Source organism: Bradyrhizobium sp. CCGUVB4N (genome assembly GCF_024199945.1).
Classification (GTDB): domain Bacteria; phylum Pseudomonadota; class Alphaproteobacteria; order Rhizobiales; family Xanthobacteraceae; genus Bradyrhizobium.
Window position 1 is genome coordinate 8,441,068 of record NZ_JANADP010000001.1, and the last position, 14,564, is coordinate 8,455,631.

Annotated in this window: 10 protein-coding genes; 6 read left to right on the plus strand and 4 right to left on the minus strand. The window is 62.9% G+C overall.

All coding sequences use genetic code 11. The annotated features are described in order from the left end of the window. Positions 1-7: 7 nt before the first annotated feature. Positions 8-814: an outer membrane protein gene (locus NLM31_RS39390; RefSeq protein WP_254195720.1), complete on the minus strand. Its 807-nt coding sequence runs from the start codon at positions 812-814 to the stop codon at positions 8-10. Between the two features lie 73 nt (positions 815-887). Beyond that, the gene (locus NLM31_RS39395; RefSeq protein ID WP_254195721.1) at positions 888-2,228 is read right to left on the minus strand and encodes a glycoside hydrolase family 3 N-terminal domain-containing protein; all 1,341 of its coding nucleotides are present in this window, start codon (positions 2,226-2,228) and stop codon (positions 888-890) included. A 189-nt stretch (positions 2,229-2,417) separates the two neighbouring features. On the opposite strand from NLM31_RS39395, the gene NLM31_RS39400 reads away from it, so the two are divergent. Genes NLM31_RS39400 through NLM31_RS39410 form a run of 3 tightly spaced genes read left to right on the plus strand, consistent with a single transcriptional unit; the run spans position 2,418 to position 6,220 of the window. Next, a complete protein-coding gene (locus NLM31_RS39400) occupies positions 2,418-3,920 on the plus strand; it encodes a DUF4153 domain-containing protein (protein ID WP_254196340.1) in 1,503 nt (500 codons plus the stop codon). A 12-nt stretch (positions 3,921-3,932) separates the two neighbouring features. Continuing rightward, entirely contained in the window at positions 3,933-4,637 is a 705-nt protein-coding gene (locus NLM31_RS39405) for a response regulator (protein WP_254195722.1), read from the plus strand. Then, positions 4,634-6,220, plus strand: a complete 1,587-nt coding sequence (locus NLM31_RS39410; RefSeq protein WP_254195723.1) for an ATP-binding protein — start codon at positions 4,634-4,636, stop codon at positions 6,218-6,220. Before NLM31_RS39405 ends, NLM31_RS39410 begins: the two co-directional genes overlap by 4 nt. Here the strand turns inward: NLM31_RS39410 and NLM31_RS39415 are convergent. Further along, the gene (locus NLM31_RS39415) at positions 6,217-6,357 is read right to left on the minus strand and encodes a hypothetical protein (protein ID WP_254134544.1); all 141 of its coding nucleotides are present in this window, start codon (positions 6,355-6,357) and stop codon (positions 6,217-6,219) included. The two genes, NLM31_RS39410 and NLM31_RS39415, sit on opposite strands and share 4 nt — an antisense overlap. Positions 6,358-6,643: 286 nt before the next feature. On the opposite strand from NLM31_RS39415, the gene NLM31_RS39420 reads away from it, so the two are divergent. From NLM31_RS39420 to NLM31_RS39430, 3 genes are all read left to right on the plus strand, one after another. Further along, positions 6,644-7,057: a DUF3606 domain-containing protein gene (locus NLM31_RS39420; protein WP_254195724.1), complete on the plus strand. Its 414-nt coding sequence runs from the start codon at positions 6,644-6,646 to the stop codon at positions 7,055-7,057. A 410-nt stretch (positions 7,058-7,467) separates the two neighbouring features. Then, positions 7,468-9,117 (plus strand): protease pro-enzyme activation domain-containing protein, encoded by a 1,650-nt coding sequence (locus tag NLM31_RS39425; RefSeq protein WP_254195725.1) that lies wholly within the window; start codon positions 7,468-7,470, stop codon positions 9,115-9,117. 497 nt (positions 9,118-9,614) lie between these two features. After that, positions 9,615-10,928, plus strand: a complete 1,314-nt coding sequence (locus tag NLM31_RS39430) for a patatin-like phospholipase family protein (RefSeq protein ID WP_254195726.1) — start codon at positions 9,615-9,617, stop codon at positions 10,926-10,928. A gap of 61 nt (positions 10,929-10,989) precedes the next feature. On the opposite strand, the gene NLM31_RS39435 is transcribed toward NLM31_RS39430, so the two are convergent. After that, positions 10,990-14,346: an adenylate/guanylate cyclase domain-containing protein gene (locus tag NLM31_RS39435; RefSeq protein ID WP_254195727.1), complete on the minus strand. Its 3,357-nt coding sequence runs from the start codon at positions 14,344-14,346 to the stop codon at positions 10,990-10,992. Positions 14,347-14,564: the final 218 nt, after the last annotated feature.

A 14,564-nucleotide genomic window follows, 5' to 3' on the forward strand; every position in this document is an offset into this window, starting at 1 on the left:
AGCGGCGTCAGAAACGATAATTCACGCCGACCGTCACGGTATGAATTCTGTCCTTCAGGTTTCCCGAGAAGGTGCGTCCGATCGAGTCGACCAGAACGAAATCGTTGGCGCCGAAATCGTAGTAATTGTACTCGACGTTCGCAGACCAGTGCTGCGCGAATGCCCAATCGAGACCGACGCCGGCCGTCCACCCGCTACGCGTCATGGTCCCCTTTGGATCAATCGGAAATCCCAGGACAGGCGGCGTGAAAACGATGTCTGCCTTTTCTCGCGTCCAGGCGGCACCGCCGCGGGCATAGGCGAGCCAGCTGCCGGCGAAAGTATAGCCGAGGCGCGCTGTCGCCGATGCGAGGAAGTCGTTGCCGACGGTGAATTGCGTCGGGAACAGCAGGCCGCCGGAAGTACCGATGCCCGGCGTCTTGCTGGTCAGGCTCGACCAAGCGGCTCGGCCTTCGACGCCGACGACCCAGGCCGATGCAAACTGATAATCGCAGCCGATCTGTCCGCCGCCGATGAAACCCGTGGAGGTGAAATCGCCCGAGCTTCTGATTTTGTCATAGCTGAAGTCGCCTCCCGCATGCACACCGGCGAAACAGCCGGTCCAGCTGAATGGCTGGGCCGCTATCGGAGCCTTGACCGCGAGATCAGCGGCGATTGCCGCGCTTGCAAATCCCATAATCGAAATCAAACCAACGCCAACCGCAACAAGACGACGCATTCCCGGCCCCTGCCAATTCCAAAAGTAACGGTGTTCTTGTTGCAGGAAACGGGTTGTTGCGACAGCCTGACACACCATCAAAGTTGTGATTTGCATTGATATGTGGCCAACGCGCCACAGCGGGAATGGCGCCATACTTGTCGGGACAAGGCGTGCCAGCTTGCCTACGCTAATTCTTCTCGACCATGCGAACGGCTGAAGCCGCGCGCGCCAGCTCGATCGGAAAGGCCCGCTCCAGCCGTGCCTTGCTTGCGCGGAGCATCGCTGCATCAAGCTTGCCCTGCCGCGATCCGTCGAGTGCACATCCAAAGATCCGGTAGAACTGCGCGCCGTCATAGGCGACGAGCAGCAGATCGACGCCGGCGTTGATCGCCTCGACCACGGCCTTGCAGACGTCGTGCTGATAGATCGCGCCCATCACGAGATCGTCGGTCATCACCAGGCCCTGGTAGCCCCATTTGTCGCGGATGATTCCATCGACGAGGCGCTTCGAATGCGAAGCAGCATGGTCGGGATCGACGGCAGTGAGCGTGATGTGGCCGACCATGAGCGCGCTGTGCGAGTGCGACAGCACCTCGCGGAATGGCAGCCAATCCGTGGCCTCCAGCTCCCTGACCGGCGTATCGAGGTTGGCGCTGAAATGATGCGTGTCCGTACGCACACGGCCGATGCCTGGAAAATGCTTCAGTGTCGCGCCGACGCCGGAGGCCTCCAGTCCGTTCACATAAGCGCTCGCGATCGTGCTGACGACAACGGGGTCGGTGGCAATCGCGCGCTGGCCGATCAACGTATGGAAATCAAGGCGATTGCGCCGAACGGGCGGCTTGAGATCGAGCACCGGCGCGAGATTGAGGTTGACGCCAAGGCCGGCGAGTTCGCGGCCGTGGATCCGGCCAAACTCTTCCGCTTTGCTCTGCTGGTCGTCAGGAGCAAGCCCGGCGAGCGTCGCCAGCGCCGGCACCTTGGTCAGCGGAGGCGCGAGATGTCCGACGATGCCGCCCTCCTGATCCGCGGCGACGATCAGCGGTGGCAGGCCGGCTGCACGGCGCTTGCCCTGAAGCGCAGCGATCTCGGCACGCAACGCATCGACCGATCGGCCACGGATGTTGTGCCGGGTGACGTAGACGCCGCCAATCAGCCCCTGCTCGGCGAGGCGCGCGACCTCGGGAAAGGAGGAATAGCCGACCATAAAATGGAGGCCGAGCTGACGCGCCTCGGTCGCGCCGGCGCTGAGCACATCGTGCTTGCGCAGCTCGAAGCTGAGATGCGCCACCGCCATCAGCATCGGCGGCAGACACCAGAGCATGACAAGGAGCTTGCCGGCCAGGCTGTGCCAGCGCCCGCGGCGAAGCAACAGGATGGCGATCGTGATGCTAGCAAGGACAAGCGCGATGTTTCCGACGCCGCGCAGCGGAAGCAGATAGGGATCGTTCTTGTTCGCAGCCGCGAACGCGACGAGAGGCGCCCCAAACCAGAGCAGGATGAGGCCGATACGACGGAGGAATTGCATGAAGCGTCACGTCCGGGGAGTGGCGAATGCTTCGCACCTATCAAAGCGATTTGCGCTCGGCGAGAGGCAAAAGCGCGCCTGCACGAAATCTGCAAAAGACTCCTGAAACCGTGCAGACGTTGATCCCGGCTTCTGCACAAGGGCCGTGCAGATTTCGTGATGCCACCCATCACGAAAGGTCATCTGCACATGACGAGCCTGGCTTCGACAATCGCCGCCGACATCCAGCCAATCAGGCATTCCGCCATTCCGGCCAAGGTCGGCCTGGCGCTGGCGCTGGCCGCGCTCGCGGACTGGCTGTTTTATGGCGAGCGGATCGGCCTGTCGCTCTCACTCTTTGCGATCGTAATCGCCGTGGTGTCGATGCTGTTCAATCACGACACGCTGGACCTGCGTCGCGCTTTAACAGGCGCAGCGATTTTCGTCGCAGGCCTCGTGCCGGCCGTCGAGGAGCTCAACCCGCTGTCGTCCCTGATCCTTGTCGCTGCATTGCTCATGTCGCTTCTGCTCGCGACCAATCCGGAGACGACCGGGCTCACCGAGCGCGCCCGTGCGCTGCGCAACTTCGTCCTGCTTGGCCCATTCAGGTTCTTCCCCGATGTCCTTCAGGTCTTCAACATGTCGGCGTTCACGCGCGGCATCGCACTCTGGTTGCTGCCGGCGGCGCTCGGCACCGTCTTCGTCGCCCTGTTCGCCGCGGCCAATCCGGTGATCGAGCAGTGGGTGTCCCTGCTCAATCCAAAGATCATCCTCGACTATGTCAGCATCCCGCGCGTGCTGTTCTGGATCATGATGCTGGCGTTGGTCTGGCCGTTCATCCACGTCCGCTGGCGGCGCAGAAAGGTCGCCACCACCGACGTCGACGATGCTCCCATGCCACCGCCACTGCCGCCCGTAGTCTCGGCCGAATTCCTCGGCCCCTCCACGATCCTGCGCTCGCTGATCCTGTTCAATCTGCTATTTGCGGCGCAATCGATTCTCGATGGCCTCTATCTCTGGGGTCACGTGGCCTTGCCCGCCGACATGACCTACGCGGCCTACGCCCATCGCGGCGCCTATCCGCTGATCGCGACCGCATTGCTCGCCGCCGCCTTCGTGCTGGTCGCAATGCGTCCGGGCGGACCCGCTGAAAAGTCGACGGTGATCCGTCCGCTGGTTTATCTCTGGGTCGGGCAGAACGTCCTTCTGGTAGCCTCCTCCATCCTCCGCCTCGACCTTTATGTTGATATCTACATGCTGACTTACTGGCGCATCGCGGCCTTCATCTGGATGGGGCTGGTGGCGCTGGGGCTGATCCTGATCGTGGCGCGGATCGCACTCGACAGGTCCAACCGATGGCTTGTCGGCGCCAACCTGATCGCGTTAACGATCGTGTTGTATAGCTGTTCGCTGGTGAACTTCGATGCGTTCATCGCCGACTACAATGTTGCGCACAGCCGGGAAGTTTCGGGCAGAGGCATGTCGATCGACGTCAACTATCTTTCACAACTTGGACCACAAGCCTTACCCGCGATCGCGAAGCTATTGCCGTTTCGCTCCGATTATACTCTTGTCGGATGCCAGGACCGGCTTGTAGAAGCACAGCGCCTGGACTTGGCCTGGCGGGCCTGGGGTCTTCGCAGTTGGCGTCTGCAACGCTGGCTGGATGCGCAGGCCAAGAGCTCGACCAACAATGGTCAGCCTGCGGGTTGAGCGGAGAAGCCCTTGGCGCATCGCATTCTCATCGTCGACGACGAGGGCCACATCCGCGAGGTCATCCGCGTCGCCTTGAGGAAGGCCGGCATGGACGTGATCGAAGCACGCGACGGCAAGGAGGGACTTCTCCGCTTTGCCGCCGACAAGCCCGATCTGATCGTGCTCGACATCGGCATGCCGGAGTTCGACGGTCTCGATGTCTGCCGCGAGGTTCGCAAGACGTCCGACGTGCCGATCCTGTTCCTGTCGGCGCGCGACGAGGAGATCGATCGCGTGCTCGGCCTCGAAATCGGCGGCGACGACTACGTGACAAAGCCGTTCAGCCCGCGCGAGCTGGTGGCGCGGGTCAACGTCATCCTGCGCCGCCTCACGCCCCGCAACGGCGAGGCCAAGTCCGGCCCCGCCGCCTTGTCGCAAGGCGGCCTGCTGATCGATCCCGAGCAGCATGTCGCAACCTTCGCCGGCACACCGCTGAAGCTGACCGCCATCGAGTTCGGCATTCTGCGCGCGTTCCTGACCCGACCGACCTCGGTGTTCAACCGCGAACAGCTGATGCGCGCGGCCTATCAGCTCAACATCCAGGTCTCCGACCGCACCATCGACAGCCACATCCGCAACATCCGCGCCAAGCTCGCAGCGGCTTCCTGCGACAACGTGATCGAGACCATCCACGGCGTCGGCTTCAAGCTCGGCCGCTGTGAGACAGAGGCATGAGTACGGCCCCCGACAAATGGCGGCCGTCGCTCGGGCTCGTGATCTTCGCGGTGCTGGCGACTGTTGCCGTGCTGCCGCTGGTCGGCCTGTTCTTCTTCCGCCTCTACGACAACCAGCTGATCCGCCAGACCCAGGCGGAGCTGATCGCGCAGAGCCGCGTGCTCGCGACGATCTATGCGCAGGAGGTCGAGGCCCGGCTCGGCAGCGGCCTGACCCTCGGCCCCGAGGTAGCGCCGGACGTGCTGCCCGATCCCGGCGACCAGTTCACGCCGATCCGGCCCGCACTCGATCTCACCGCCAACGATCTGTTGCGGCGACGGCCCGACGCGCAAGCGGCTGCGCGGCCGCCGCAGCCGGCTTACGTCGAGATCGGCGCCAAGCTGACGCCGATCATCCGCGAGACGCAGAAGGTGACGCTGGCCGGCTTTCGCATCCTCGATCCGCAGGGCGTGGTGATCGCCGGGCGGCAGGAGGTCGGGCAGTCGCTCGCCCATATCGAGGAGGTCTCCGACGCACTGCACGGCCAGTACCGCGCCACCTTGCGCAACCGCGTGCCGGACAAACCGCCGCCGCCGATCTATTCCTTCAGCCGTGGACTTGGCGTGCATGTGTTCTCGGCGATGCCCGTGATCGTCAACAACCGCGTTGCCGGGGTGATCTATACCACGCGGACGCCGAGCAACATTTTCGATCATCTCTATCAGGAGCGCGCCAAATTCGTGCTGGCGGGGCTCGCCGTGATCCTCGGCACGATCGCGATTGGGCTGGTGTTCTCGCGCACCATCACGCTGCCGATGCGCGAGCTGATCGACCGCGCCGTCAGAATCGGCCGTGGCGACCGCGAGGCGTTCCAGCCGCTCCGGCACTACGGCACACGCGAGTTTGCCCAGCTCTCGCACAGCTTTCTTGGCATGGCCGAGCAGCTGGCGCGGCGCTCCGACTATATCGCGACGTTCTCGGCCCATCTCACCCACGAGCTGAAATCGCCGCTGACCTCGATCAAGGGCGCGGCCGAGCTGTTGCAGGATTCATTTCAGGGCAAGCCCGAAGGCCTCACACCGGCCGAGCAGCGAACCTTCATCGCCAACATCCTGTCCGACACCCAGCGGCTGGAGGCGATGGCGCAGCGGCTGCGCGAGCTCGCGCGGGCCGAAAGCCTGCCGCAGAACGAGCGGACGGAGCTGGCACCCGTGATCGCGGACCTCCGGAGCCGGTTTCCGGCAAGCGCGATCGAGGCCAGCGGCAGCCTCGAGCGGCCGATCGGCATGTCCGGCGAGAAGGCGCTGATCGTGCTGTCGCATCTCGCCGACAACGCGATCCGGCACAAGGCTGGGATAATCAGGCTGGAGGCGGTCGACGAGCGGACGACGCTGCGACTGACTGTGAGCAATGACGGCGAGCCGATCTCGGCGCCGAACCGCGACAGGATCTTTGACGCGTTCTTCACGACCCGCCGCGACCAGGGCGGCACCGGTATGGGGCTCGCGATCGCGCGGGCGGTGATGGCGAGCCATGGCGGCTCGATCAGGCTCAAGCCGACCGCCGACGGCGTGGCCTTCGAGCTGCAATTCCCTGCGGCCTAGATCGCGAACACCCAGGCGGCGACGATGGTGCCGATGGTGACGAGACCAGCGATGGTCCAGCCGGCGACATATTCCAGCTCAGGATGACCGGTCGCCCGCATGATCTCTGCCGGATCGGCGGTATGCTTCTCTGCCATGACTGCCTCGCACGTGTTTCCCCGTGTCATGGATAAGTCGCACCAGCCGCCATTAGGTTCCATCACGGACGCGCGAATGGCGAAAAAGTCGAAAACAACCCCATGCAAAGTAGAACGACCTTGCCGCCCTGAGACGGGGTCGCGCGTCCCAACCATTTGACCCGTCGAGCCAAAACCGCCGCGCCGCGCAAATCGCCATGCGTGCCGTATCTTGCGCTGCAAAATCCGATTGCATGCTAGACTGGATGCACGCGATCCAAGGCACGTGACAGGGCGGGAGAGAAGCATGGCCGACGACAAGACCAAGCGGGGCGGAGCGGACCGCAAGCTGATTGCGCTCACCGAAAAATACGAAGTCGCCTATTGGTCGAAGAAATTCAAGGTGACGCCGGCCAAGCTGAAATACGCGGTCAAGAAGGTCGGCCACTCCGCGAGAAAGGTAGAAGAGTACATCAAGCTCCAGAAGCACCGCGCCGCCGACAAGAGCCGGATTGCCCTCGGCGAAGCCTATGAGGTCCGCTACTGGTCGAAGAAGTTCAAGATCACGCCGGCCAGGCTGAAGGCGGCCGTCGCAGCCGCGGGCCATTCTTCGAAGAAGGTCGAGGCGTATCTGAGCGCGCAGAAGGCGGCGAAGAAGAAGAAGACCAAGAAGACCACCAAGAAGACCGCCAGGAAGAAGACATCCGCTTCGCGGAAGTAGGCCGGCCAAGTCATCAAGACATAGCCGAGACATCGGGACACCTGTCCGCAAGCCCGGCACATCAGCCGGCGTGCATCGCGCCCTCGCGCACGCACGGCGATTGTGACAATTCAACTGCGTGAGATCGCCGACTGCGTCAGATCGCTTGGCACATCGATGCTGCGTGCCTGCGATACATTGACGCGATTGTGAGGCGCGCGCGGCGCGTTCGGCTTTGCCGCACCGGCATCCCGCTGTTAGGATGCATTACTTCAGTTTGCTATTTTAGGTTTGGTCACCTGACGCGCCGGCGATTTTCTCGCCGCCGCACGACGATTCATTTTCGAACACCAGAACCCTTTCGAACGAACAGGACCTGCGTTCGCAATCCCGGTTTTCCAGCGCGCCACCTCGTACAAGGAGGAAATACTATGTCCCCTAGTGCAACACCCCACATGGTCGAACTTCCCAACTCCGTCCATCAACTGCCGACAGGCTCGAAGGCGATGCGCCGAACCAACGGCCAGCGCTGGATCGAGCTGACGCTCGGCGTGAAGCGCTCCGCCGATCTGCCCGACCTGTCCGATCTGGACAACAAGCTCCCCAAGGCGCGCAAATACATGACGCGCGACCAGCTCGAGAGCAGATACGGCTCCGATCCCAAGGCCATCAAGTCGATCGAGGATTTTGCCAAGGCGCACAAGCTCGTCGTCACCCGCAACGAGCCCGCCGCCGCACGGCTCGGCATCGCCGGCACGGTCGACGACGTCAGCGACGCCTTCGGCGTCACGCTGTTCGACTATTCGCATCCGCATCTCGGCGACTTCCACGCCCGCACCGGCCCGGTGCACGTCCCGACCGAAGTCGGCGATGCCATCACCGGCGTGTTCGGGTTGAACAACCACCGTGTGCTCAGGCGCTCGCGCCATTCGGCACAGAGCGCGAAGCCGGACTTCGCAAGCTCGGTGCGACACTGGTTCGTTCCGACCGAGCTCGGCGCCATCTACAAATTCCCCCAGGTCGACGCCAGCAAGCAATGCATCGGCCTGCTCGCATTCGGCGGCGGCGTGGAGACCCCCGATGTCGCAGCCTATTTCGCCAAGATCGGCGTTCCCGCGCCATCCGTCGCGGTCATCGCGGTCGACGGCGTCTCGACCGATCCGGCCGGCGATCCGGATTCGACCGGTGAAGTGATGCTGGACGTCGATGTCGCCGGCGCACTCGGCGGCGGCGCCAAGATCGCGACCTATTTCTCGACCTTCGACGAAAAGGGTCTGGTCGATTGCCTCGCCAAGGTCGTCAGTGACTCCGACAACGATCCCTCTGTCGTCTCGATCAGCTGGGGCTGGGACGAGAACCAGTCCTTCAACAATGCCGGCGTGATCTGGTCACCTGCGGCGATCGACCATTGCAACCACAGCTTCCTGGCCGCGGCCCATCTCGGCATCACGTTCTGCGTCTCCACCGGCGACGACGGCTCGGAAGCGCAGATGCAGGACGGCCGTGCCCATGTGAACTTCCCCGCAACCAGCCCCTACGTGCTGGCGGTGGGCGGAACGTCCCTGCACGCGCGCGCGAACGCGAAGAAGCAGGTGCAGATCACCGAGACCGTCTGGAACGACGGGCCGGGAAGCGGCACCGGCGGTGGCGTCAGCGACATCACGCCGGCTCCGAGCTGGCAGAAAGGCATCGTGCCGAAGTCGATCAATCCCGGGCACTTTGCCGGACGCGCGATCCCGGATGTAGCGGCCAATGCCGATCCGGCGACCGGCTATCTGACGATGTCGGGCGGCAAGCTCGGCATCGTCGGCGGCACCAGCGCGTCCGCGCCGCTCTGGGCGAGCCTGATCGCCCGGATCAACGCCGCCAATGGTGCACGCTCCGGCAACTTCAATGCCCTGCTCTATTCCAAATTCGGTCCGGCCGGCGTGCTGCGCGACATCACCGTCGGCAACAATGACACCGACGGTCTGCTCGGCGGACAATTCAAGGCAGGGCCGGGATGGGATGCCTGTACCGGCTGGGGCGTGCCGGATGGCGGCAAGCTCCTCGCCGCGTTGCAGGGCGGCCCGACCAGCTAGCCGATCCGCGCTCACACAGGCGGGCAATCGTCCGCCTGTGCGAGACATAACAGCCGGCCGCGTCCGACCGACGCGACCGGTCGCGTCTCGGCGGCGCCAGAATAGAAGTGAAAAATCGAACGCAACCGGCTCAGATCACTGTGGGTGTCCGCTTGTCCTCCAACAGCGGCGCAATAGCGGACATGCTGGGAGGCCTGTTGCGGGCCAAAAGCGGAAGTCGCGATCGGACGACAAGTCCGCTGTCATGGTTGGCGATAAATATCGTACGTGAAGTGGTTCACAAATGGACGGTCGAGACCGCGATACGCTAACCGGGCTCTTGGCCGTCGTGCGCCAGTAGGATCAGCAGATTCGAAATCGAAAATCGACATATACCGCTCCGCCGCGCGTATCGTGCTTCGCAATGCTGGCTCTATGAACTGGCAAAGCTCAAGAACGACCAACCTCCTCGCGCAATTCAGAAAGTTGATTGGAGAATAAGCCACACGACAAATCAGATGGAGGATCCGATGGTGAAGAGAGCGATCACGCTTGGCGGCGGGGGCCCCGCAGCAGGGCTGCATATCGGTGTTTTGGAAGCTCTCGCCAACGCGGGAATAACCTTCGACGTGTGGGCATTGTCCTGCATCGGCGCCTGGGTCGGGATCGTCTATAACCAGTTCGATGATAAAGTCGTTGCGAATAAATACAGGGCGCAAAAGACCTATGAATTCTTCAGGGATGGCGTATTTCGCGACGACGAAAGCTACAAGCGCTTTCCCATCAACATGGTGTTCGGCGCGGATTGGGGAAACATCAGCAAAGCTATGGTCGACTTCGTCACGGATGCCGATACCTACAAGCATTTGTGGGATCCGCAGGCGATCACGAGTGCCGTCGAAGAAACCATGTCGCTCTGGTTCCCTCAACACTCTAACACGAGCTGCGGCGGGAGGTTCACGATCCCGGACGAGGGCGACAGAAATAGATGGATTCTCAATCAGGTGCTGGCACCCAATCCGTTCGTTCGCTACGTCACGTCGATGATGTATCTGTCCCATGTCACTGGCCTCTCCAGGATCAATTATCCAGACAGCCAGTTCATGAAGAGCATAAGGTTCAACGAGCTGAGCAAGCCCGAAAAGCCATTCATATTTCATAACGCCTGGAATCTTGATGCTCACAAGCTCGCGCTGTTTTCCAACCGCGACTTTGCTCAGACTCAGAAGGCGAAGCACATTGAGTACAACGTGCCTATCACTGCATCCAGTTTGTGCGCATGTTCAGCCCTTCCCTTCGTCGAAGAAACGGTAGAGATCGACAAGGTTACATACTGCGAGGGAGCGCTGATCGACACGGTCAACTTCGAGAGCCTGATCCAGGAGCACCATAAGCCGGGCGATGAACTCGACGAAATATGGGTGAGCCGGATCGTCGATGCGAAGCAAGTCCGCAAACCGAAAAACCTTCATGATGGCTTGGCAAATCTCTGCCAATTGTTCGCAGCGACCGTTGGCGAAGACGACGTCAAGCTCTTCAAATACCACGTCCGGTGCGACGCGAAAAAGGACAGTCGGTGGCAAGGCACCGTCGTGGAGATTCATGTGCCGGGGCACATCAATTTCAAATGGAATCACAGCAACCTGCGCGGCGGACGCAAGTTGGGGAAAGCCGCCGCGGAACAAGCGATCGCCGCATACTACGACCACCAAAATCGTCCGCCGCATCCCGGGCCGCATTTCATCAACGAGGATCCCGCGAAAGAGCATGCGCAGGAATGGCGAGAGGTGCAAGGTACCTATCAGGACTGTCGCCAGGAGTTCGATGCTTGACGCCGTGGCGAAGTGGCTTTGCAACTGTTGAGCCAGGCCGCTCTATCTTTAGCGAAAGCAACTACCGCAGCCGGTCGAGCAACGCCTTCGCTTGCTTGAGGTCCCTCGTTTCAGAACCCTCGGTGAACCAGGCGTAGATGGGTGCGAGCAAGTCGAGCGCTTGCGCGCGCTTGCCCTGATCGACCCACAAGGCAGCGAGGTCTGTTGCAGCTCGAAGCTCGAGGGCCTTGGCGTACTGGCTTCTTGCGATTGTCAATGCGCGATCGAGCAGTAGTTGCGGCTCGCTGCCGGCTTCCGATCCGGCACGGACGAGCAACACGCGCGCTTTCAGCCGGCACAGCTCGGCCTCGAATATGCGCTCGCTGTTGCGGCCGGTCGTGGCGAGGCCCTGTTCTATCAGCTCCAGCGTAGGTTCGTATTGATGGCTCGACAACAAGGCCGGCCCCAGGAGCACGTACAGTGCCGTGATGCCGAGCTGATAGCCCGCGCCGCGATATTCGTTCATCGCAGCCTGGACTTCCTCGAGCGCAGCGGATGACGAATCGAGAAAGGTGGCGCTTATCCCCCGGACGGCGCGCGACAATCCTCGCCACTGCCTGAATCCATGCTCTTCCGACAGACCGAGACAACGATCGGCGTAGCGGTGCGCCGTCAGGAACTCGCCCCGAAGCGCGTGGACAATGGACGCATAGTAGGTCGCATAGGCCTGGGAATGGGGATGATTGATGGCGTCGGCGCGCTGGATGGCGGCATTCACACGTGCAAGTGCCATATCGGGGTAGCCCAGCAGCAGCAGCGCCCATGACATCAGGGCAAGGTCGGCCACGCCCGCATCCTGCCCGGCGGCCCGCGCCGCCAATCTGTCCTGCTCGCTGCTCGTCTCGAACGTCTCGAAGGCCCGTTCGATCACTTCGCGCGCGCCGGTAAGATGTCCCATGAAGAGGCGGATCATGCCTTGGCCACGCATCGCGTTGAGCAGCGTCGGTCGATCGTGGTGCGCTTCGGCGAGATCGAGCAGCGCCGAGATCATTTCCTCGGCGACCGGCAGCTCACCGCGAATGACGCTCGCTGTGGTCAACCAGAACATGATCTGCAGTTGCTCAGGGGGATCGGTGAGGCGCTGGCACAGCTCGCGCGCACGCGCGAAGGTCGCCACTGCCTGGGGCGAGGCCGGCCCCAGGGTGGCGATCAGGCATGGTCCCAGCTCGAACTGAAAATCAAGCTCCAGCCTGTCCTTCACCGCGCCGTCAGCCAGATGGGCGGAGACCTCGATGCCTTTGCGCAGGTGTGCAATGGCTTCGAGGTTGGCGGAGCGCATGGCCGCCTTCCTGCCCGCCTGGAGCCAGTAGCCCCTGGCCTTGTCGAACAGTCCGGCCTCCGTCAGGTGGAGCGCGATCGTCTCGGGTTGCGCCTCCACGACTTCCGGAAACCGTTGCTCGAAAGCGTCCGCGATGGTGGCATGCAGCGCCGCGCGCCGGCTCTTCAGAAGTCCCGCTTCGGCGGCGTCCCGCACCAGCGCGTGCTTGAAGGTATAGACGGCCCGGGGGATCTCGCCGCGGCAGAATATCAGCTCCGCCCTAACCAGCTGGGCAAGCGCCTCCTCGAGCCTCTGCGCCGGCAGCCCCGCAACGGCGCTCAGCAGTTCGTAAGAGAATTCGCGCCCGACGACGGCGCCGATCTGGGCCACGTCCTTCACCGGGGCCAGCCTGTCCAGTCTCGCCATCAGCGATGCGCTCAATGTCGACGGAATCGCCATCGGGGGAAGCGGACGGCTGAGCGCGTAATGGTCGCCCTGCTCTTGCAGCAGCCCAGTCTCGAGCACGGTCTTCGTCAGTTCCTCGACGAACAAGGGCACGCCATCGGTACGGGCGAGGATCTGGTCCATGACCTCCTCGGGCAGCGTCTTGCCCGCCGTGACGCGCTCGACCAGTGCGGCACCGTTGCGACGATTCAGCCGTGTAAGCGAGAGCGTCGTCACATGTGCATGGCCGGGCCAGGGCGGCGTGAACTCCGGTCTTGCGGTGATCAGCAGCAGCACGCGAAGCCGCGGCACCTTTTCCAGTGTGACCGTGAGCAGCTCCAGCGAAGTCGGGTCCGCCCAATGGGCATCCTCGAAGATGACGAACACAGGTTGCCGCGCCGCCAATGCGTCGAGCTGGTCGAACAACGCCGCCAGCGTCATGTCCTTGCGGTTCTGTGGACTGAGCTCGGGCAGCCGGTAGCGGTTGCTGACCGGCAGCGACAGAAGATTGGCCAGGGGCGGCACGACGCGGTCGGCGTCGCCGCCAGAGCGCAGCAGCAGAGCCTCGAGCTTGGCGAACTTCTCCGTCGGCGTCTCGCCTCGCTCGAACCGGGCGGCGCGTTCGAGGTTGGCAATGAAAGGATGCAGCGCACTGTTGGTGTGATGCGCCGAGCAGAAATGGCGCACCGTGATGTGCCGTTCCGCCTGCAGCCGCTCCTGCAGCGCCAGTGCTATGTGCGACTTGCCGATGCCTGGCTCGCCGGTGAGAAGCACGACGCAGCCTTCGCCCGACACGGCATGCTGCCAGCGCCGCAACAGCAGCTCGATCTCCTCATCACGCCCGATCGGTGGTGTTAGTCTGGTCTTGTGCTGCGCCTCGAAGCGGCTTTCCACGCCACTGATCCCGAGCACCTGCCAGGCAGAGGCAGGCTCCGACCATCCTTTGAGCGTGACAGGCCCGAGATCGAGATACTCAAAATATCCATCCGTGAGCTGATGCGTGCTCTCGGAGATCAGCACCGTGCCGGGCTCGGCAAACTGCTGCAGGCGAGCGGCGAGGTTCGGTGTCTCGCCAATCACCGCCTGCTCCTTGGCGGCGCCTTCGCCGATCAGGTCGCCGACAACGACCATACCGGTGGCGATGCCGATGCGGACCTGCAGCTGGGTGCCGATGTCCGTCTCGAGGTTGGCGACGGCATCGACCAGCGCGAGCCCGGCGCGTGTTGCCTGCTCGGCATCGTCCTCGTGGGCCTGGGGATAACCGAAATAGGCGAGCACGCCATCCCCCATGTACCGCGCGATGATGCCTTGGCTCCGCGCGATGATCTCCGCGATGCAGGCATGATAGGCGCGGATGACCGCGCGCAGATCCTCCGGATCAAGTCGGGCCGAAAGTGCCGACGAGCCCACCAGATCGCAAAACATGACCGTGAGCTGGCGCCGCTCGGCGCTGTCCCGCGGCGCCGGTCTGGCGGCCGCTTGAGCCGATACGAGGTCACCCTTGAGGTCTGCGATCACGCGCAGCAGCTTACGCCGGTGCCCGAGCAGGACGCCGAGGTCCTTAAGGTCCTGCTCCGTGAGGTCGCCAATGACGGAAAGGTCGATGGCATTCTCGGCGAAACGCTGGGCGTACTCACCCAACCCGATCGATGCGAGCCACTCTGCAGTACCTGTCATGGGATACCTATGGCCAATGCGATGAGAATAGCACATTGGAATAGCCAGCGAAGGCGCATCTATCGCCAGAAGCGCAGATCGCCGGACCTCTCGCCCAATTGAAAGGGCTCCGGCGAAAACTGGATGCCGCCAAGCGATGTCCGCTCAGGGTCAAAGGCCGAAGCATTCACTTCGAGCTCAATTGGTCCGCTGCGCTCTCGGAAGCAGACTTCCGTCCG